This window comes from Psychrobacter sp. UBA2769, from assembly GCF_002352555.1.
Taxonomy (GTDB): Bacteria; Pseudomonadota; Gammaproteobacteria; order Pseudomonadales; family Moraxellaceae; genus Psychrobacter; species Psychrobacter maritimus.
Genome location: NZ_DEIR01000001.1, coordinates 18,335 through 38,139 on the forward strand (window position 1 = coordinate 18,335; position 19,805 = coordinate 38,139).

20 protein-coding genes are annotated in these 19,805 nt (G+C 41.2%); 16 read left to right on the plus strand and 4 right to left on the minus strand.

The window, feature by feature from the left end:
• The first annotated feature begins 128 nt into the window (after positions 1 to 128).
• The 9 genes from B3Q63_RS00080 (at position 129) to B3Q63_RS00120 (ending at position 9,112) form a co-directional block, all read left to right on the plus strand.
• Positions 129 to 1,154: a hypothetical protein gene (locus B3Q63_RS00080; RefSeq protein ID WP_296172302.1), complete on the plus strand. Its 1,026-nt coding sequence runs from the start codon at positions 129 to 131 to the stop codon at positions 1,152 to 1,154.
• A gap of 103 nt (positions 1,155 to 1,257) precedes the next feature.
• Positions 1,258 to 2,322 (plus strand): dTDP-glucose 4,6-dehydratase, encoded by a 1,065-nt coding sequence (rfbB, locus tag B3Q63_RS00085; protein WP_296172304.1) that lies wholly within the window; start codon positions 1,258 to 1,260, stop codon positions 2,320 to 2,322.
• A 44-nt stretch (positions 2,323 to 2,366) separates the two neighbouring features.
• Positions 2,367 to 3,275, plus strand: a complete 909-nt coding sequence (rfbD, locus tag B3Q63_RS00090) for a dTDP-4-dehydrorhamnose reductase (RefSeq protein ID WP_296172674.1) — start codon at positions 2,367 to 2,369, stop codon at positions 3,273 to 3,275.
• Complete coding sequence (gene rfbA / locus B3Q63_RS00095) at positions 3,272 to 4,162, plus strand: glucose-1-phosphate thymidylyltransferase RfbA (protein ID WP_296172306.1); 891 nt, start codon at positions 3,272 to 3,274, stop codon at positions 4,160 to 4,162. Before rfbD ends, rfbA begins: the two co-directional genes overlap by 4 nt.
• 27 nt (positions 4,163 to 4,189) lie before the next feature.
• Positions 4,190 to 4,762, plus strand: coding sequence for a dTDP-4-dehydrorhamnose 3,5-epimerase (rfbC, locus tag B3Q63_RS00100; RefSeq protein WP_296172308.1), 573 nt, complete (start codon positions 4,190 to 4,192; stop codon positions 4,760 to 4,762).
• A gap of 237 nt (positions 4,763 to 4,999) precedes the next feature.
• Complete coding sequence (locus tag B3Q63_RS00105) at positions 5,000 to 6,553, plus strand: glycosyltransferase family 39 protein (protein WP_296172311.1); 1,554 nt, start codon at positions 5,000 to 5,002, stop codon at positions 6,551 to 6,553.
• 62 nt (positions 6,554 to 6,615) lie between these two features.
• Positions 6,616 to 7,710 (plus strand): glycosyltransferase family 2 protein, encoded by a 1,095-nt coding sequence (locus tag B3Q63_RS00110; protein ID WP_296172313.1) that lies wholly within the window; start codon positions 6,616 to 6,618, stop codon positions 7,708 to 7,710.
• Positions 7,711 to 7,718: 8 nt separating this feature from the next.
• Positions 7,719 to 8,183 carry a GtrA family protein gene (locus B3Q63_RS00115; protein WP_296172315.1) on the plus strand — a complete coding sequence of 155 codons (465 nt, stop codon included), beginning with the start codon at positions 7,719 to 7,721 and terminating at the stop codon, positions 8,181 to 8,183.
• Positions 8,180 to 9,112, plus strand: a complete 933-nt coding sequence (locus B3Q63_RS00120; protein WP_296172316.1) for a ChbG/HpnK family deacetylase — start codon at positions 8,180 to 8,182, stop codon at positions 9,110 to 9,112. The genes B3Q63_RS00115 and B3Q63_RS00120 overlap by 4 nt, the downstream gene beginning before the upstream one ends.
• Before the next feature lie 119 nt (positions 9,113 to 9,231).
• Here the strand turns inward: B3Q63_RS00120 and B3Q63_RS00125 are convergent, their stop codons facing one another.
• On the minus strand, positions 9,232 to 10,161 hold the full coding sequence (locus B3Q63_RS00125) for a branched-chain amino acid transaminase (RefSeq protein ID WP_296172318.1): 930 nt from the start codon (positions 10,159 to 10,161) through the stop codon (positions 9,232 to 9,234).
• Positions 10,162 to 10,444: 283 nt separating this feature from the next.
• Positions 10,445 to 13,294: a bifunctional [glutamate--ammonia ligase]-adenylyl-L-tyrosine phosphorylase/[glutamate--ammonia-ligase] adenylyltransferase gene (glnE, locus tag B3Q63_RS00130; RefSeq protein WP_296172319.1), complete on the minus strand. Its 2,850-nt coding sequence runs from the start codon at positions 13,292 to 13,294 to the stop codon at positions 10,445 to 10,447.
• Positions 13,295 to 13,621: 327 nt separating this feature from the next.
• Here glnE and tusD point away from each other — a divergent pair, with 327 nt between their 5' ends.
• The 4 genes from tusD to B3Q63_RS00150 all read left to right on the plus strand — a co-directional run bounded on the left by tusD (position 13,622) and on the right by B3Q63_RS00150 (position 15,290).
• Entirely contained in the window at positions 13,622 to 14,065 is a 444-nt protein-coding gene (gene tusD / locus B3Q63_RS00135; RefSeq protein WP_296172321.1) for a sulfurtransferase complex subunit TusD, read from the plus strand.
• 111 nt (positions 14,066 to 14,176) lie between these two features.
• Positions 14,177 to 14,500 (plus strand): hypothetical protein, encoded by a 324-nt coding sequence (locus tag B3Q63_RS00140; RefSeq protein ID WP_201618608.1) that lies wholly within the window; start codon positions 14,177 to 14,179, stop codon positions 14,498 to 14,500.
• Positions 14,501 to 14,586: 86 nt separating this feature from the next.
• Positions 14,587 to 14,940 carry a hypothetical protein gene (locus tag B3Q63_RS00145; RefSeq protein WP_296172331.1) on the plus strand — a complete coding sequence of 118 codons (354 nt, stop codon included), beginning with the start codon at positions 14,587 to 14,589 and terminating at the stop codon, positions 14,938 to 14,940.
• Positions 14,937 to 15,290, plus strand: a complete 354-nt coding sequence (locus tag B3Q63_RS00150; RefSeq protein WP_296172334.1) for a TusE/DsrC/DsvC family sulfur relay protein — start codon at positions 14,937 to 14,939, stop codon at positions 15,288 to 15,290. Before B3Q63_RS00145 ends, B3Q63_RS00150 begins: the two co-directional genes overlap by 4 nt.
• Before the next feature lie 93 nt (positions 15,291 to 15,383).
• Here B3Q63_RS00150 and B3Q63_RS00155 read toward each other — a convergent pair whose 3' ends face one another.
• A complete protein-coding gene (locus B3Q63_RS00155) occupies positions 15,384 to 15,956 on the minus strand; it encodes a tRNA (cytidine(34)-2'-O)-methyltransferase (RefSeq protein ID WP_296172337.1) in 573 nt (190 codons plus the stop codon).
• A 275-nt stretch (positions 15,957 to 16,231) separates the two neighbouring features.
• Here B3Q63_RS00155 and B3Q63_RS00160 point away from each other — a divergent pair, with 275 nt between their 5' ends.
• Positions 16,232 to 16,372, plus strand: a complete 141-nt coding sequence (locus B3Q63_RS00160; RefSeq protein WP_144296920.1) for an entericidin A/B family lipoprotein — start codon at positions 16,232 to 16,234, stop codon at positions 16,370 to 16,372.
• 70 nt (positions 16,373 to 16,442) lie between these two features.
• Here B3Q63_RS00160 and hemW read toward each other — a convergent pair whose 3' ends face one another.
• The gene (gene hemW / locus B3Q63_RS00165) at positions 16,443 to 17,825 is read right to left on the minus strand and encodes a radical SAM family heme chaperone HemW (protein WP_414706283.1); all 1,383 of its coding nucleotides are present in this window, start codon (positions 17,823 to 17,825) and stop codon (positions 16,443 to 16,445) included.
• Positions 17,826 to 18,091: 266 nt separating this feature from the next.
• On the opposite strand from hemW, the gene B3Q63_RS00170 reads away from it, so the two are divergent.
• Both B3Q63_RS00170 and B3Q63_RS00175 read left to right on the plus strand, forming a co-directional pair.
• Positions 18,092 to 18,583, plus strand: a complete 492-nt coding sequence (locus B3Q63_RS00170) for an EVE domain-containing protein (RefSeq protein ID WP_296172341.1) — start codon at positions 18,092 to 18,094, stop codon at positions 18,581 to 18,583.
• A 136-nt stretch (positions 18,584 to 18,719) separates the two neighbouring features.
• Positions 18,720 to 19,760, plus strand: coding sequence for a hypothetical protein (locus B3Q63_RS00175; RefSeq protein ID WP_296172343.1), 1,041 nt, complete (start codon positions 18,720 to 18,722; stop codon positions 19,758 to 19,760).
• The last annotated feature ends 45 nt before the right edge of the window (positions 19,761 to 19,805 follow it).

A 19,805-nucleotide genomic window follows, 5' to 3' on the forward strand; every position in this document is an offset into this window, starting at 1 on the left:
TTGCTTACTATTATCACAGCAGCTACAAAAAATCTATCCCTGTCGTACATCGATATTAACGCATTGCTTCTAATTCGCATATGACTATACAGATCTAACACATTATAAATTATATAGAAAACATACCAATGAATACTAAAAAATCTATAATTTTAGCCTTGCCTGAAGATGTTGGTCTTAGTGAGTTAATAGTCAAAAATTTTGAATATCATGGTTTCGATGTAATCTCCTATCGTAGTCAACCATACCAATATAAAAGCTTCGGTGAAAGACTGACTAACTTCTTTAGAAAAAACTTTCTTAGTGATAAAAGCTATAAAAAGAAACAGCAGGATAAAGAAGCTTTAGAGAACTTGCAGCGCGAGATTTTAGAACGAACGACAAAAATAGATTATGCTTTATTTATTAGACCTGACATATTCCCTATTGATTTTATTAAAAAAATTAAAAGTTATGCTAATAAGACTATTGGTTATCAATGGGATGGATTAAGTAGGTTTCCAGAAGTTTTTGACAGGATAGAAAATTTCACTGAATTCTATGTTTTTGATTCCAAAGATATTTTTAACTATCCAGAATACAATTTGAAACTTGCGACTAATTTTTATTTTGACATGGATGAAAATCCGGTTTTACTGAACAATCGAGGCCAGAAAACAATGTATTTCATAGGCTCACATCTACCTCAAAGGGTCGCGGTAATAAATCAATTTATTAAATTAGCTAATAATTTAAATCTTCGAATTAATTTTATAATTGGATTAGATAAAAAAAACATACAAAATAAAAACCTTTATGATAGCGAGTGTATAAGCTTTATTAGCAATGGAATTAAATACCAAGAAAACCTAAATAATGTAAAAAAATCTGACGTATTGATTGATTTTGTTAACAACATTCATTCTGGTTTATCATTCAGAATATTTGAGTCTATTTTTTATCAAAAGAAGCTAATTACCAATAATGCTGAAATAACCAATTATGATATATATCATGAAGATAATATCTTTATATGGGATGGAAAAAATATTGATTTTGAGTCTTTGAAGAGCTTTTTAGAAAAACCATATCATATCCTTCCATCTGATATAGCAAACAAATACTCTTTCAAAAATTGGTATAGTTTGATATTAGGTATTGATAAATATCAATAATAATTTACCACTTGACGAAAAAAATAAAGATGCAAATTAAACATTTGATTATATCCACTTGTTACAACAAGTTTATATAATTATCAAAGAAATGGGTTTCAATATGAACATATTAATCACAGGCGGAGCAGGGTTTATCGGCTCAGCTGTTATCCGCCATATTATAGCCAATACCACCGATAACGTTTTAAATATAGATAAGCTTACTTATGCGGGCAATCTTGAGTCATTAGCTAACGTAGCTGACAGCACACGCTATCAGTTTTCACAAACAGATATTTGCGATCAACAAGCTCTCGAAGCACACTTTGCTGATTTCCAGCCAGATATCGTGATGCACTTAGCAGCAGAATCGCACGTTGATCGCTCTATCACAGGCTCAGCTGCCTTCATGCAAACCAATATTATCGGTACCCACACCTTGTTGGAAGTGGCTAGACATTATTACCATACCTTAAGCGCCGACAAAAAAATTAGCTTTCGTTTTCATCATATATCTACTGATGAAGTCTATGGTGATTTAGAAAACGATGACGGTTTGTTTACTGAGACTACATCTTATGCGCCAAGCTCTCCCTACTCAGCCAGTAAAGCCAGCTCAGACCATCTCGTACGTGCTTGGAATCGGACTTATGGCCTGCCAGTTGTAATTACCAACTGCTCTAACAACTACGGTCCTTATCATTTCCCAGAAAAACTAATACCGTTAGTAATTCTAAACGCATTAGCCGGTAAATCTTTACCTATATATGGCAATGGGGAACAGATTCGAGATTGGTTGTACGTTGAAGATCATGCCCGCGCCTTATACTTAGTCGCTACCGAAGGTGAAACAGGTGAAACTTATAATATTGGTGGGCATAACGAGCATACTAATATTGAGGTCGTGCAAACGATATGTGAGTTATTAGAAGAACTAGCACCAAATAAACCTCATGGTATTATACGTTATGCTGATCTCATTACGTATGTCAAAGATCGCCCTGGACATGACTTGCGTTATGCCATTGACGCTAGCAAAATTCAGCAATCATTGGGATGGACACCACAAGAAACATTCAGCTCAGGTTTACGCAAAACCGTACTCTGGTATCTGAATAATTCAGAATGGGTTGAACATGTACAAAGTGGCGAATATCAACACTGGGTAAATCATCAGTACCAATAATAGATAAAGCCAATAATAAAACCAACAAAAAGACTGAAAAATCGATTATGAATATTATTTTACTTGGTAAGAATGGCCAAGTGGGCTGGGAGTTACAACGTGCCTTGCAGCCATTAGGAAACGTTATTTCTTTAGATCGTCACATAAATACTAATGGATTATGTGGTGATATAACTAACTTTACGGCTATAGAACAGCTCTATGCTGCGATAAAACCTGATGTAGTCATCAACGCAGCCGCTTATACTGCTGTAGATAAAGCTGAAAGTAATTATGAAGAGGCTGATTTAATCAATCACTTAGCAGTTATGCATTTAGCTAATACGTCTAAGCACTATAATAGCCTGCTCATTAATTACTCTAGTGATTATGTGTTTGATGGTACGCTAGATGCGCCGTGGTCAGAAACAGATAGTAGAATGCCCATAAATAGCTATGGCAAGACTAAGTATGATGGAGAAATTGCTTTAGAACAAAGTGGTGCAAGATTTATTAACTTTCGCACCAGTTGGGTATATGGTACCTATGGTAATAACTTTATCAAAACCATGCTAAAACTTGCTCAAAGTAAAGAAGAGCTTAATATTATTGCTGATCAAATCGGTGCACCAACCGGGGCAGCTTTGATTGCTGATATTACTGCACAAGCATTACGTTATTACTTAATACATGAATATCCTGATAGTCTTCATGGACACTATAACTTAGCAGCAAAAGGTGAGTGTTCGTGGTTTGATTATGCTGAATTTATCTTCGCGACCGTGCAAAAAGAAATCGGTACAAAATTACTCATAAAACAGCTGAACCCTATTCCAACATCAGAATATCCTACCCCTGCAAAACGTCCGCTCAACTCGCGTTTAAATACTAAAAAACTACAAACCCAATTTCAATTGCATTTGCCGCATTGGCAACAAGGTGTTGCTCAAGTATTAGGAGAGTTATTGTTATGATTCAAACTAACCGTAAAGGTATTATTCTTGCTGGGGGCTCTGGTTCACGCTTGCATCCTATCACGCTGGGCACATCCAAACAGCTTCTTCCGATCTATGATAAACCAATGATTTACTATCCCTTGTCAGTTTTGATGCTTGCAGGTATTCGAGAGATTTTAATCATATCCACTCCTGAAGACTTACCAAATTTTAAAAAACTACTCGGTAATGGTGATGATTTAGGGATTGAACTATCCTATAAAGTCCAGCCATCACCTGACGGCCTAGCTCAAGCATTTATCTTAGGTGAAGAGTTTATTGGCGATGATAATGTCTGTTTAGTATTAGGAGATAACATTTTCTACGGGCAAAGCTTTAGCCAACAATTAAGTCGAGCGACCGAACAAGAAGTAGGAGCCACAGTATTTGGTTATTATGTGAGTGATCCTGAGCGCTTTGGTGTAGTAGAGTTCGATCAAGATGGCAAAGCACTCAGTATTGAAGAAAAACCAAATCATCCTAAGTCGAGTTACGCAGTGACTGGTTTATATTTTTATGACAAACAAGTTGTCGACATTGCTAAAAATGTGCAACCATCTCATCGCGGTGAGTTAGAGATTACTGACATTAACAATGCTTATTTAGAACGACAGCAACTTAATGTCGAACTACTAGGACGTGGCTTTGCATGGTTGGACACGGGAACTCACGATTCATTACTAGAGGCTGGTCAATTTGTACAAACTATTGAGCATCGTCAAGGCCTTAAAGTAGCCTGTCTTGAAGAAATCTCTTATTACAACGGTTGGCTTAACGATGCACAATTGTTAGAACGTGCCAATTTTTTCAAAAAAACAGGTTACGGGCAGTATTTATTAAAATTACACGAAGAGCATCAACACTAAATTCATAACCACATTAGTATATTCATTATGAACATAATTGATACCAAGATACCAGAGCTATTAATCCTTGAGCCTCGCGTTTTTGAAGATGACCGCGGCTGGTTTATGGAAAGCTTTAATCAAAAAAATTTTACCACTCTTTTAAACGAACGTGGGTTCGAAGCACCAAACTTTGTCCAAGATAATCATTCCAGCTCTCAAAAGGGAGCACTGCGCGGCCTACATTATCAGTTAAACCCTTTTGCTCAAGCTAAGCTGGTACGTGTGGTACAAGGAAGAGCTTGGGATGTAGCAGTAGATATTCGTCAGCGCTCACCTACTTTTGGACAATGGGTAGGTGTAGAATTGACCGGATCTAACCATCGTCAGTTTTGGATACCTGCAGGATTCGCGCATGGGTTTGTAGCACTCGAAGACAATACTCAGTTTCTATATAAAACCACCAGTTATTATAATAAAGAGAGTGAAAGAACTATTCTATGGAATGATAAGGATTTAGAAATTAACTGGCCAGTTGAAGGTTTGGAGCTCAAATTAACTGATAAAGATCGTGAAGGAGCTACCTTCAAACAAACTATAGAAAGTGGCGATAATTTTTAACTAGAAGCAGCATCTATATCTTTTATTTTCTCAATTCTTCTTTTTATTAGGCCAGTTCGTGAACTATTAAGTTAATAAACTAGTAATGAAAATGAGTAACTTTTTGAATCTATATCTAGCAACACTCAAATTGACAAACAATTGTGGAAGGTAAGCTTACTAAGCTTGCCGATAATATTAAATTAAATACAATTACACGTCTTAAGCAGTATTCATACTACATTTAAGAGCTTATCCATGCCCGCTTCTACTGAACCACAAAATATTTTAAAAAAATGGCGACCATTTTTTGTATTTCTATGCTTGTATTTTATAGCTTGGAGTGTATTGCCTGCATTTCTTTCTAGCAGCGTACCTTTAGATGTGAGTGAAGGTATCAGCTGGGGCAGCGAATGGCAATGGGGCTATTATAAGCACCCCCCACTATCGTCATGGGTATTATACAGCTTTTACCAGCTATTTGGACATGTAGGCCCCTATTTACTCAGCCAAATATATGTCTTACTTACCTTAGTCATAATTTATCAGTTGGGTAAAAAAATCTGGTCACCGACCACTGCTTTGATAGGCAGCGCATTAACCTTAGCGATTCTTTATTACACCTATCCTAGTCTTGAGTTCAATCATAACGTTGCTCAATTCCCTATCTGGGCAGGACTGTATTTAGCGTTTTATCAATCCATGACTCAAAATCGTCTCAGAGATTGGATATTACTGGGTGTACTCGGTGGACTGGGTATGCTAACCAAGTACACCGTGATATTTTTACTGATACCGATGGCATTATATTTAGTGTTGCCGAGACAATGGCCATTATTAAAACAACCAAAACCGTGGATAGCAGCTTTTTTCATGCTGGGAATTTTCGCACCACATTTATATTGGCTAATAACCCATGATTGGTTGCCGCTGAGTTACGCAAGTGAACGCTCACAAGCAGTTGATGCAGGCACATACAACATCAAACGACACTTTAGTTGGATAGGATTTATAACTGCGCAACTTGTCGCTCACATTCCACTATTCATCATGTTTGTTTTCAATCGCAAACATTTAACCAGTATCCACAGCTATAAGCACAGTTTGCCAAATCATGCAGCCCTACTGTGGTATATGTGGCTATCGCCAATCGCTGTACTGGTCACTTTAAGCTTAGTATTTGGCGTGGGTTTACGTGATATGTGGGGTATGCCAATGTGGGCATTGTCGGGGTTACTCGCTGCCTCTTTAATAGCCCCTACTACTCAAGTATTGACCGCAACTAAGCTACGTAAAGCACTTATTATTTGGTTATCTCTTGTGACTATACTAATGATAGTATATGTGGGTTTTGGCGATAAGATTCGTCATAAACCTTCTCGTATGCAATGGCCAGAACAGGCTTTAACCACTCAAGCACAAGATACTTGGCAAACCGTGAGTAGTTGTAATCTTGATAGCGTTTCAGGCGATCGTTGGCTTGGGTCATTGGTGGCAATGAATAGCGGCTTTCCATCACAAATGATCTCAGGACCTTCAAGCCATTCACCTTGGATGAGTATTGAGCGCCTTCAAGAGCATGGTACTTTAGTGATGTGGCAAGAGGGTGAAGAAGATATTGTACTGCCTTTGCTTGATGATGTCAGTGTCATTACAGCCACTGAACTAACTAGCAATCACGCCAATAAAAATACATTGGTCAAACAACAAGGGCAATGGCAGATTGAGTGGCGTGACGACAAGATAGAGAAGCCGTTGTTAATAAACTGGATAGCTTATGTTCCAAACCATTGTTTCCAGCACTCCAAATAATTCACGATCTATAAATGGTTATTTAACGATCGTTGTTATCGAATAAAATAATTGAGTTTCTTATGTCACATCATCCATCACCACCTTGCCCTTATTTATCTATTATCATACCTGCGTATAATGATGCTGATGCTTTGCAGGCCTTTTTACCAGAGGTTTTTGCATTTACGCAAACACTACGTGCTCCTGTAGTAGATACCTCATCGACAGAACAAAACAGTGAAATGACAATAGCAACTTGTGAGATTATTATTGTCGATGATGGCAGTCGCGATCACTCCATTGATGTGGTTACACGTTTGATGATCAATCGTCCCTCAAATACAGAGTTAACAATCATACGTTTATCACGTAATTTTGGTAAAGAGCCTGCACTCAGTGCTGGGCTAGCAGCGGCAAGAGGGAGCATGGTCGCTATGATCGATGCTGATGGACAGCACCCTTTACCTGTACTGGCGCAAATGCTAGCGATGATTGAACAATCCGACATCGACATGGTCGCAGGTATTCAGGCCAATCGTCCGCATGAAAGCCGACTGGCAAAAACGTTAAAGAGCAGCTTCTATCATTTTATCCAAGACAGCCAGCGCTACGAGATACGACCTAATGCTGGCGATTTTCGAGTGATGAACCGCAAGGTACTAAATGCTTTACGCTCACTACCAGAGCGTCAGCGCTTTATGAAAGGTTTGTACGCTTGGGTTGGTTTTAATACTGTTTACTTGCCTTTTACCGCTGCCAACCGTGACACTGGTGAAAGTAAATTTAACTACGGCAGCCTTTTTGAATTGGCACTCGTGGGCATTACCTCATTTTCCCAACGACCATTAAGATTAATATCACGTATGGGTTTTGTCGTCTCTGCATTGGCTTTTTTATACGGCTTATATATCGTAATAGATACGTTGATATTTGGTAGTGATGTCGCAGGTTGGGCAACTGTCGCCGCAGGGATTATGTTCTCCACTGGCATTCAACTGGTTTGTATTGGCGTGATTGGTGAGTATGTCGGTAGGCTATATGAAGAAGTCAAACAGCGCCCACTATATTTAATCGATGAAGTCATTGAGAGTAAACCTTCTAGTATGCATCCTCAATACGCTAATGATGACTCACAAGCTACTATCGATACTACGATAGATAAACATGATGGATAAACAAGCTGATGAATAATGCAGCAGAGACAAAGCCAAGCTCTATGCAAGCACTTTGGTTTTTAGCAGTCGGTGCCAGCGCAGCTTTGGTGCATTTTTTGGTACTGGTGAGTATTGTCAACTTCACCACCATAACGCCAGCGTGGGCAAACGTGGGAGCTTTTTTAATCGCTTTTGTCGTGAGCTTTTTTGGACACTTTTATCTTACCTTTAAGCCATCACATACCTCAAATAACAGTAGCTATAATAGCTCTACTTTCAAAAACAACAGTATTAAAAATAAAAGTAAGTATCTATCTGCACTAATCAAATGGTTTAGTAGTTCAGCAGCCGGCTTTATTGCCAATCAGAGCTTATTTGTACTGGGTTTACGTTGGTTTGGCGAGCAGTATTATATGCTGATATGGTTACTAGTCACTGGCGTTATTACGGTGATGACCTTTGCTTTGGGCAAGTTTTGGGCGTTTAAACCATGAGCCATCCTAATTATCAAAAACAAGCATCGTCGCCAACCGATGATGCACGCCCTATTATTATTAATGTTGATGATTTAGGGTTGTCTACTGCAGTAAATGACTCAGTCCTTCACCTTGCTGAGCTTGGTCGCATTGGCGCTAGTAGTTATATGGTCGGCGGTACGATTACAGATAACGATATAAGTCACTTAAAAAACTTCAAAGTTGATCTTGGCTTGCATTTAGATTTGACGGGCATATTTCCCTCTCTCCTACGTGGTTCATTAAAATCTATCATCGTCGCAAGCTACTTACGTCGCTTTAATCATATGCAAGTAACCGATATTATTAAACAACAATTGGATGGGTTTGAAGATCGCTTTGGACAGGCACCCGTGTTTATTGATGGGCATCAACATATCCATCAGTTCCCGATTATTCGTCACTGTCTAATTAAAGAGTTGACCAACCGTTATAGTAATGAGATATCAAAAGGTGCACTGAGTGCACGGGTGACAACGCCACTTATTAACGATGTAAAATCCTGGATAATCTATGCATTGGGCGGCTATGCGTGGCGTCATTCTTGTGAACACAATCACATTAAAACGAATAATAAATTCGGTGGGGTGTATGGTTTCGATGTTGACAGTCAGCAATTAGCTAGCTTATGGGAGCAATGGCTACAAAGTGCACCGCGCAATGCAGAATTATCTTCAGGGCCACTCACGCCAAAAGCCAAACTACCGATAATACCTGTTAACGTATCACCTACTTTGATTATGTGTCATCCTGCTGTACCTGAAAATGGTCACAATGGCTGGGAAGATGAAATCAAAGCTGCTCGAGAGATTGAGTATAAGTGGTTAATAAGTGATGATTTTGGATATTTATTGCATAAGTATAATGTGAGATTACTACGATGGTCAGATATAACCTCGGCTTATTGAGCTTGTAATAATTTACCAAACCTATAATAAGAACAGTTAAATACCAAATAACAGAGATAAAAAAAGCTAAGACTTAAAACAGTCTTAGCTTTTTACTTCATACAATACAGCTTTTAAAATTAATCAATAAAGCTTAACCAATCCATATACTGCTCATTACGGCCATGTACCACATCGAAATATAAGGCTTGCAATTTCTCAGTGAGCTCACCACGGCCACCATTACCGATAACACGATCATCGTATTCACGAATAGGCGTGACTTCAGCTGCCGTACCTGTCATAAAGATTTCATCCGCCAAGTAAAACTCATCACGAGTGATACGGCGCTCAACGACTTTGATGCCCAAATCTTCAGCAAACTGAATGATAGTACGACGCGTGATACCATCAAGCGCACCGCCACCCAAGTCCGGTGTATGCAGCACACCGTCTTTGACTAAAAATAAGTTCTCACCAGCGCCTTGGCAAACATAACCTTGTGGATCCATCAAGATAGCTTCGTCATAGCCATTACGTGTAACTTCTTGGTTGGCCATGATAGATACTGGATAGTTGCTAGATGCTTTGGCTTTACACATGGTCACATTGGTCATGTGATGCGTAAATGACGACGTCTTCACACGGATGCCGTTTTTGATACCGTCTTCACCAAGATATGCGCCCCAGTGCCAAGCAGCAACCATTGCATTGATACTATTGTCACGTGATGACAGACCCAATTTTTCTGCGCCAACCCAAATAAGCGGACGAATATAGGCTTCTGCCAAGTTGTTTTGCTTGACCACATCTTTTTGCGCTTGCTCAAGTGCCGCTGCATCAAATGGTACATTCATTTGAAAGATTTTTGCAGAACCCAATAGGCGATCGGTATGGTCTTTTAAGCGAAAAATCGCCGTACGATTGTCAGCAGTTTGGTAAGCACGTACGCCTTCAAACACCGCCATGCCATAATGCAGGCTATGCGTAAGCACATGAACCTTGGCATCTGGCTGTTCAATCATCGTGCCATTCATCCAAAGCTTACCTTCTTGTGTTGCCATATTCATTTAATAGTCCTTATGCTAGCGCTGACGTCTAACTTTTTTTGTTGAGTGTTAAGTAGATATTTTAATTAAAATTGCCTGCTGACACTTAGTGCCTATTTTTAGATGCAATGTTTCTATCTGCAAATTTAAGGTGCCAGTGATTATAGCACCGGCACGAGAGGCAAATACAATATTTTAGTTTATCACTGCATGGCTTTTATTCATATACCCTTGAGCACAATGGCTATCAAAGCGCTATACTTATCGTCATATCATCTGGCCGCATCATTATAATGCAGCAACTTTACTCTGCGGATTCTACGCCCATCAGATGCTGCCACTGCGCTTGTACCAGTGCTCGCGTTTCTGTCCATAATGACTCATCAACCAATAACGACTGTTCGGATAATGCCAATTGGTGCGTCGCGGCGCGGATGCGTAAGTAAGCATCGGTCAAATCCTGACAAACCTGTGCCTCCCAAATACCCAAAGTCGCCATCTCTTCAAAAATACGCACGTTGTCACTCCATTTAGTCAAGCTTGGATGTTCATGCGAATAGGCTAATACCGCAAACTGCGCGAGAAACTCAATGTCTACAATTCCGCCAGCATCTTGCTTAAGATGGAACTTGCCCGCTTGCTGCTGGTGCTGACTGGTACCCAAATGCTTTTGCATTTTAATACGCATGCTGGTGACTTCGATACGGACTTGCTCAATCGTACGCGGTAATGCCAAAACAGTACGACGAATATCACAAAAACGGGCGGTCACGCGTTTGTCACCGCAGATTGCCCGCGCCCGTACCAACGCTTGATGCTCCCAAGACCACGCTTTCTCAAGCTGATAAGTCTCAAACGCATGACAAGAAACCACCATCATGCCAGCATTACCCGACGGTCGCAGCCGCATATCGACTTCATAAGCGCGGCCATCACGGGTTTGGGTATTAAGATAAGTCATGAGCTTTTGCGCCAAGCGAGCCGCAAACTTCATACCGCTGACTGATTTTTCGCCCGTGGTCATGCCTTGCTCTTTTATTTTATGCAAAAATACCAAGTCTAAATCTGATGAATATGACAACTCCAACCCGCCAAGCTTGCCATAGCCAATGATGGCAAAGCCGCAATCTGCTTCCGTAACCGGATCGCCATCTTGACCAATCGGATAGCCATAACGTTTGACGATTTCGGCAAAGGCACGTTCAAGCGCGGCCTCGAGTACCACAGCGGCAATATAAGTCAGTGAGTCTGACACTTTCATAATTGGTCGTTCTGCCAACACATCACTGGCAGCCACTGCCAACACTTGGTTCTTTTTAAATAAACGCAGTACGCTAAGTAACTCCTCTTCATCGTTAGGCTCTACGCGCAATAACTGTTGACGCAAAATGTCCCGCAGCTCACGCTTGTCTGGCAAATGCCGGTAACGCTGCTGTAAGAAGGTATCTAAAAGTACCGGATACTGCGCCAATTCCTTAGCAATCCACGGGCTGGCTGATAACATTGGAATCAGCTCAACGGTAGCATTGGGATTTTCTGCAATCATCACTAAATAGATAGAGCGGCGGCAAATGGCTTCTAGCAAAGTAATTAAACGTGGCAAGGCGGTATTAGCAAGTTGCTGCTGTTCTTCATGGATAAGTAGCGCGTGTACAATCACAGGATAAGCATCATCCAAACGCTCACGCGCTTCATCGCTCAAATTGGCGACCATTTTTGACTGCCAAAAACCTTGTAATAACGCACGATTTTCTTCGGTTAATACCGCATTTAAACGCGCTATCTGCTCATTTAACTGTTCAGGCTCAAGCTCGTCATCCTCTTGATCGGGTATCTGCCGTTCGGTGACCATACGCTCAAACGGTACATTGACATGATAGCGATGCTGATTAAGTGTCGCTAATAATCCTGCCCAATCATCAAAGCCAAGGGTGACTGCTAGATTATGCTGCCACTGTGTGTCATGCGGTAGGCGCTGCGTTTGCTGATCATTAATTGCTTGAATACCGTGCTCAAGGCGACGTAAAAAACGATAAGCCGCTTGTAGTTCTTGATAAGTGCTCTGCTCTAGATACTCAAGCTGACACAGCGCCTGCATCGCCGCCAAACAAGACTTGACCTGTAGCTGCGGATGCCGACCACCATAGATTAACTGAAAGGCTTGGACGATAAACTCAATATCTCGAATACCACCCGCGCCAAGCTTGATATTATCTAAATCTTCACGCTGAGCGACTTGATTCTGAATAAGAGACTTCATCTCTCTGAGGGCTGAAAAGGCACTATAGTCAACATAATAACGAAATACAAAAGGCTTAATCAGCGCTTGTGTTTCATCATAAAACGGCTGCTCTATATGCCCAACCACGCGGGCTTTGAGCCAAGCAAAACGCTCCCATGCCCGCCCATGCTGGGCAAAATACTTCTGTAATGCTGATAAATGAATCGCCAAATCGCTGCCATCGCCCCACGGACGCAAACGCATATCAACCCGAAACACAAAGCCATCAGCGGTATTATTATCGAGCAATCTGATAATGCCTTGTCCAAGCCGCGTCATAAAACGCTTATTATCAATACTGCGTGTGCCTTTTGCTTTATCTCCATCCGTTTCACCGCGCGCCTGATGGACGAAAATAAGGTCGATATCACTGGATAAATTCAGCTCATGCGCGCCAAGCTTACCCATTGCCATAATCGCCATGTCATCCACTTGCACATTACCTTTAGCGTTAATAAAGGTCGGTTGCCCATATTGCGCCATCAGCTGCTGGTAGGTATAGTCTTTGGCAAATAAAATGCAGCCATCCGCAAACTCAGACAGCTCATCGGTCAATTGCTCAAGCTCAATGACGGCCAAGGCATCTTGCCAAATCCAGCGCATCATCAGTAGCATACGCAAATGCCGCAAGCCGATCATTACTTTGTCTTCATTGGCGAGCTGATAATTCTCATCCAACGTATAATCTTGAATCAAATCATCAATTTGCTGGCGCGTTAAAGTGCTCTGTAATGGATAACTGCGCAAAAACGTCTGGCAAGCGCCCGTTCGACTTTGCCAAACCTGATAAGCAAACTCGCTGGCAGTCTGTAGCACTTGTAGCTGCTCTGGTGTGGGCTGAAAGCCTGTACCACTAGGTACGGTAGATAGCATAACGACGACAACTCCTTGCAGCATAAAGCTATAAAAACCACATGAATTGGAAAAATTATTTTTAGAATATTAAAGCGTTTGTACATCTTCTAATTTGTGCGTTTTATAGTAGCATAAATCCTCAACCATGCTACTGACAGCCCTATACTAACTAACAACTGACGAAAACAAGAAAAATTCGTGAATAATGCTACAATAGCCAATGCTTGAAAGGCTTAAAAAACTTGATTCTTAAGTGCTTGATTCTTAAAAACCTTGAGTCTTAAAAAAATTAAGGCGTTGCGCTTTTTTTCTTCATACTCATTCATCATAAGTGACACCGCGATTATGACGACCACAACCCCGCTATTATTAATTACTGCTGATCCTAGCCATCCGCTGGCACATCTTGCGCTACGCTATGCTCGTACTTATCTAGCAAGCACTGACATAAATAATAATGATAAGACCAATAACAGCGACGACCTTGAAAACCCGCCCGCGCCATTGAATATTTTTTTCTATGCCGATGCCGCCAATACAGCCAATCGATTACGCTGGCAGTCAGCAGACCAGATGAATATCACCCAAGCGTGGCAAAACCTTGCTGAGCAATATCAATTGGCGCTCCCCGTTTGCGTCAGTACGGCGCTCAGCCGTGGTATTTCAGATAGCGAAAATAGCACTCGCCATCAATTAGATAGCGAAAATCTGGCAGCTGGTTTTAAGCTGGTTGGACTGAGTGAGCTTGCGATGATGATGCAAGGTGACTGTCGTTTGCTACAGTTTTAATTAGCATTGGAATTATAGTTCGCTCTGAAAATGACCAGCCTATAAATAGTTAGCCCATAAAAAACCAGCTTAGCAATAACGACTAGCGATACCTCAGATTAGGGATACATCATGAAATTACTCATTCGCTTGCACACAGCTACCGAGATGGCAAGCTATGAAGGCTGCGCGCTGGCTTTAACTTTAGCGACTTTTGGTCATGAGGTGCAGCTGTATTTGGATGCGCCTGTATTTGGCTTTTTAATGCAGCCTAACTCACGTCTACATGGCATGATTCAGTCGCTTGAGTTATATGATATGCCAGCCGCTTGGTTACCTGACGATGTGTTTAGCGGTTGGATTACCGGTATGCTACCGGCTGATTTGGCGACGCAATTAACCTTGATTCCAGAGGTAGTAAATTCGCAAGATTTTGACCAGATTCTGGTTTTTTAGTAGCTGCTTTTAGTACTAGTACGACTCTTCACTCTTAATATTTAGTTTGATATAACAATAAATACAGTAAGCAAGCGGACACGATTATGGCAACTTTATACCAATTACATTGCAGCATGGATACGCTCAGGCGCGCTACAGAACAGATGGCATCGACGTGGCGTGCGGGTGATAGCATTATATTATTAGGCTCAACTGTGGCTTTTATTGACTGGTTTAATGCCTACTTAGGTGACCTTGAGAGCATCGAGATAGAAGATATCTCTGCTATTTATGCCCTCACCGATGATGTGGCGCAGCTTAGTGTTGATACAACCGCTAAGCTAAACCTTACTACGAAATTAACCGCTATTTTAAGCGATAGTGACTGGGTTGCCTTAACTCAAAATACTCATGCTAATGGTGCTAAGTTTGATAAAGTGGTGACGATTGCTCTATGAATAATGACAATACAATCACTCCTATCACAGCAGCGCTCAACGTTGAATTAGATCAAGACGGACATTTATGCGACCATACGATTTGGACGCCTGCGATTGCGCAGCAACTCGCTAACACTCTAGATGTGACTCTAAATGCTGAACATTTAGCAGTCTTGCAACAGGTGCGCGCATTTTTTGTCAAATTTAATCACGCCCCTGCTACCCGCCCGCTGATTAAATGGCTACAGCAAACTTTACCTGAGCATGACATCAGTAATCAAAAGCTCCAGCAGCTATTTAATACTGGCTTGGTCGCCCGTCACGTCAATCGTCTTGCAGGTTTACCAAAACCGCCTAATTGTTTATAAAAAACGTGGTTTATAAAAAAAGCAGTAAAAAAGAGGTTAAAGAAAATCATTAGTTTAATTCTCTTTAACCTGTTTTTAACGTAACTATCTTCTTTATTTCGGATCATAAACCGTCAAGGTGTCATAACCAATACTTCGACCTTCATCGCCGTCAAATTCTTGTTGTCGCCAGACTTCATACAAGCATATTGCTACGCTATTAGACAGATTTAAACTGCGCGAATCAGCGAGCATTGGTAAGCGTAGCCAATTATTAGCACCAATATCTGCGCGGATATCATCTGGTAGCCCTGCCGTTTCAGAACCGAAAACAAGCGCAACATGATTTGATGATGGGCTAGTAGTCGACTGATTGTCTGATTGGTCAGTCGTTTGTCCGCTAAAATCATAGTCATAAAACGGTTTGCTAAGCTTGGTCGTCAGCGCGGTAATAATATCGCAACCAGCAGCTTGCAACGCTTGCTTAGTCATTGCCCAATCGTCATGTACTTGCAGATGGGCATATTCATGATAATCCAAACCTGCGCGGCGTAGCTTTTTATCGTCGAGCTCAAACCCTAACGGTCTAACCAAGTGTAGCTGCGCCCCACTGTTGGCACATAAGCGAATAATATTACCAGTATTGCTAGGCATCTTTGGCGCTACCAACACGATATGAATGGTCATACGAACTCCGTCAATGGTTTGGACTTTATATTTGGCTTATATAGCAGGTGTAATCAAAAGTTACAGTTTACTGCCAATAATTACATTTTGATACTGTGCTCTGATTTTAACTTTGATTATGATGGCTGTAACGGACAACGAGATGGCTTAAAAACATTGTTATCCTATCTTGCAATGTTATCGTATCCTGCAACCCCTCAGTAAAACTTAAGCAAAACGCTAAGTTTTACTGTTATTACTTATAAAACAACCCTGTCTTTTTTGAGGAAAAAATTATGAAAAAATTGGTTATCGCATCTTTGACTGCTATGTTTGTACTAACTGGTTGCAACACTTTTAAAGGTCTAGGTCAAGACGTTTCAAGTGCTGGTGGCGCCGTAACTGGTACTGCACAAGAAGTACAAAACAAAATCTAAGTCTGAATATTGTTAGACTTATTTTAAAGAGGCTTATCATTTGGTAAGCCTCTTTTTTTATCTTCTAATTTTACAAAAACTCTCTTAAGATTTGATTCAGATACCTTTTACCCAATGCGGTCGGCTGTAAATGCTCATTATCATCTATCAATAGCCCTTGTTTAATGAGTTTATTTACTTGTAGAGCAATACTGCCATAGCGCAGTCCCGTACGAGCCTCAAACAACGACCACGCCACGCCATCATGTAAACGTAACGCATTGAGCATAAACTCACTGACCAGCTCATCACTTGCAATGGCTTGCCAACCTACCATTTTTGGCGGTATTGGCGTCTTTGGTATGGTGACCATTTGGTGGTTTTGGCTTATTTCATTCTGCTGAGCCTGGTCTTGGTATTCCATATAGTCTTTGGGCAGACGTGATTTGCTAAAGCGATAAATACCTGACTCGCCTACTGTCTCCTTTAATGCCTCTTTTGACACCTTCTCCGCAGTCCACTCTTTAATCGCGGCGTCATCAATGGTAACTTTACCGTGAGCACCTGCACCAATCGCCAAATAGTCACCAAACTGCCAATAATTGACGTTGTGACGACAAGGTTTATCGGACGCGCCTGCCCATGCCGATACTTCGTAATTGTAATAGCCCAAACTTTCAAGCAATGCCTGACCCGCTTGCTCGATATCTGCCAAGCTATCTTCATCGGGTAAAATCGGCTGACTGCGATAAAACACGGTATTTGGCTCAATGGTCAGCTGATACCATGAAATATGCGTAGCACCTGCGTCATGTGCCATTTGAATATCGTTCAATGCTTCACTCATCATTTGCTGCGGTAACCCATGCATCAAATCCACATTGACGCGCTCAAATCCAGCGCTACGAGCCGCTTTAATTGCTGATATCGCTTGGGCTGGATTGTGAATACGCCCCAGTGTGGTGAGCTGCTCAGCAGCAAAGCTTTGTACGCCAATCGACAAACGATTGATGCCTACCTTTAAATACTCCGCAAATGGTGCATGCTCAAGGGTGCCTGGATTGGCCTCCATCGTTACTTCAATGTCACCGGCAAACCTAAAAATCTCGCGCAAACTGTTAAATAAGCGTTGATACTGGGCAATGGGCAGCAGCGAGGGAGTACCGCCACCGATAAATACTGAGCTGACTTCTCGCCCTTGGGTTAACGCTTGCTGCGACACTGCATCGAGTAATAACGCATCAACATACTCATCATACATAGACAGCTGACTATCAACCGGCAGCTCATGCGAGTTAAAATCACAATAAGGGCATTTTTTCACACACCACGGAATATGAATATAAAGTGCCAACGGAATATCTCTGACATCGAGCGCACTTATACTGTCAGGACTTGTATTGTCATGATTGAAATTATCACGATTAACGGCGCCAAGGTTGTTGGAAAAATGAGATGATTTGATATTTGACATAAGCGCACTTATCTATAAAGGGGTAGCTGCTATCATAAGCAGAAAGTAGCGCTAGGATAACGGCTGCGCGAGCTAAAGAAAAGCCTAATCAGCATAAATTAGACATAAAAGCAGTGACACAAAATGGTGTTTAAGCTGATAGCTCATAGCTAGAATACAAAAAAGCTCAATGACCATATAAGATGAGAATCTATGATGAGCAGCTTTTAAACTCATCACTATTAAACCGTTATTATTACACTAATAATTTTACAAGGATAAAGACCATGGCATATTGGCTTATCAAATCTAATCCCCGCTGTTTTAATATAGAAGACTTACAACGTGCGGGCACGGAGATGTGGGATGGCGTGCGTAACTACCGCGCCCGCAACTTTATGCGTGACGACATGAAAGTCGGTGACAAAGCGTTTTTCTACCATTCGAGCGCTAAACCTTCTGGCGTCGCTGGCATCGTGACCATTAGCAAGGCCGGCTACCCTGACAGCACCCAGTTTCATCCTGAGCATCGCCATTATGACCCTAAAGCAACTGAAGATAAGCCGCGCTGGTATATGGTAGATGTGACTTTTGAGCAGGCTTTTACGGATATATTGCCCTTAGCCCAACTTAAGTTTTTGCCGGCGCTTGAAGATTCCTTGTTGCTGAGAAAAGGCTGTGAGCAGCTGACCATTCTTCCGCTTGAACCCAAGCATTGGAACACGATTATGGATATGGCAGAAGAGCTTAATCTGTTGCCAGAGAATACTAGTCTTTGACGGTAACGATGGTGTAAGAATTTTTATGTCATGAGTGCACATTTATCCACGTACATACCTGATAGATTTTGCTATATTTATGCACAGAAATTATTTTCGCTTCTCTAAAATAGTAATCAAACATCAGGACTCATTTATGAGCGCACCCAAGCTACTACTATCTGTATTAACGGCCAGCATCCTAAGTCTAACCCTCAGCGCCTGTGGCAGTGATGGCGACAAAGTGAAGAAAGAATATGATCGCGTAGAAGATCAAGTAAAAGATGAATACGATCGCGTGGAAGATAAAGTCAAAGAGAAATATAAAGAAGTCGAAGATAAATTGAGCGATGATGAAAAATCTATGGCTGAGATTTTGGAATCGGTCTTTTTACCAGAAGAATCGCTTGATAAGTTCTTGGATAAGCTAACGCCAGAAGGCGGCCGCGGTGGTCTTTATGCGGGGCACTTTGTCGAGATTGGCGATGGTGACAGCAGCGATATTGATATCGGTGCGGTATACTTTGATATCAGTAAAGATGGCGCAGGCAGCGTCGATGGTAGCTTTAGTTATCAACAGCAAGCTTGCCAAGAAAACAATGTGTTAGGTATCAATTCAGCAATCAAAGTAGACAATTATATCGCTGGTAAAGTGACGGGCAGCCTTGATACATTAGAATTTTTAGACATTAAATATGTCAGTGATTTAGGGATAGAGACACCAAACTTATTAACGACCTTTGCTGGTAGCTTTGCAAAAAATGAAGCAGGGGCGCCTTGGAAAGGCAGTTTTGAATATCAAGATGGTCTAGGTGGTAAAAAGCTATCGAGTGGTCAAGATAATTGTAATGTTACTTATACCATTAGTGACCGCTCTAACTTTAAGACTTACCCACTCGACTATCAACTTGGCAACCTCAATCTTGATATTATCGGTAATGGTAGTCAAAAAACCGTCACGTGGCAAAACCCTAGCAATGCTAAGCATGTCTTAGTGAGTCAAATTGATGTTAATAAAGCAGAATCGGGTGCTAACGGTTATGTACAGAATCTGATATTGAGCAATCTTGAGACCCAGTTTGCTCCTGTTATTCCCGATAGTTCAACCAATTATGCCATTGTCGTACAGGCATTTGACGCCAATAACACCTTGATTGGCTATCAAGCACTGGTGCAAGACTTACCTGAATCCTTATAAATAATTAATTTTATCTGTTTTGCTACACTAGCAAACCTTAGACCA

Bases quoted from the DNA above. Each gene is read 5' to 3' on its own strand.
- B3Q63_RS00080 (WP_296172302.1), top strand. From the start codon at position 129: ATGAATACTAAAAAATCTATAATTTTAGCCTTGCCTGAAGATGTTGGT.
- glnE (WP_296172319.1), bottom strand. From the start codon at position 13,294: ATGCTATCTACCGTACCTAGTGGTACAGGCTTTCAGCCCACACCAGAG.
- B3Q63_RS00175 (WP_296172343.1), top strand. From the start codon at position 18,720: ATGAGCGCACCCAAGCTACTACTATCTGTATTAACGGCCAGCATCCTA.
- B3Q63_RS00145 (WP_296172331.1), top strand. From the start codon at position 14,587: ATGGCAACTTTATACCAATTACATTGCAGCATGGATACGCTCAGGCGC.
- B3Q63_RS00150 (WP_296172334.1), top strand. From the start codon at position 14,937: ATGAATAATGACAATACAATCACTCCTATCACAGCAGCGCTCAACGTT.
- B3Q63_RS00140 (WP_201618608.1), top strand. From the start codon at position 14,177: ATGAAATTACTCATTCGCTTGCACACAGCTACCGAGATGGCAAGCTAT.
- tusD (WP_296172321.1), top strand. From the start codon at position 13,622: ATGACGACCACAACCCCGCTATTATTAATTACTGCTGATCCTAGCCAT.
- rfbA (WP_296172306.1), top strand. From the start codon at position 3,272: ATGATTCAAACTAACCGTAAAGGTATTATTCTTGCTGGGGGCTCTGGT.
- B3Q63_RS00110 (WP_296172313.1), top strand. From the start codon at position 6,616: ATGTCACATCATCCATCACCACCTTGCCCTTATTTATCTATTATCATA.
- B3Q63_RS00155 (WP_296172337.1), bottom strand. From the start codon at position 15,956: ATGACCATTCATATCGTGTTGGTAGCGCCAAAGATGCCTAGCAATACT.
- B3Q63_RS00105 (WP_296172311.1), top strand. From the start codon at position 5,000: ATGCCCGCTTCTACTGAACCACAAAATATTTTAAAAAAATGGCGACCA.
- B3Q63_RS00170 (WP_296172341.1), top strand. From the start codon at position 18,092: ATGGCATATTGGCTTATCAAATCTAATCCCCGCTGTTTTAATATAGAA.
- B3Q63_RS00115 (WP_296172315.1), top strand. From the start codon at position 7,719: ATGAATAATGCAGCAGAGACAAAGCCAAGCTCTATGCAAGCACTTTGG.
- B3Q63_RS00125 (WP_296172318.1), bottom strand. From the start codon at position 10,161: ATGAATATGGCAACACAAGAAGGTAAGCTTTGGATGAATGGCACGATG.
- hemW (WP_414706283.1), bottom strand. From the start codon at position 17,825: ATGTCAAATATCAAATCATCTCATTTTTCCAACAACCTTGGCGCCGTT.
- rfbB (WP_296172304.1), top strand. From the start codon at position 1,258: ATGAACATATTAATCACAGGCGGAGCAGGGTTTATCGGCTCAGCTGTT.
- B3Q63_RS00120 (WP_296172316.1), top strand. From the start codon at position 8,180: ATGAGCCATCCTAATTATCAAAAACAAGCATCGTCGCCAACCGATGAT.
- rfbC (WP_296172308.1), top strand. From the start codon at position 4,190: ATGAACATAATTGATACCAAGATACCAGAGCTATTAATCCTTGAGCCT.
- B3Q63_RS00160 (WP_144296920.1), top strand. From the start codon at position 16,232: ATGAAAAAATTGGTTATCGCATCTTTGACTGCTATGTTTGTACTAACT.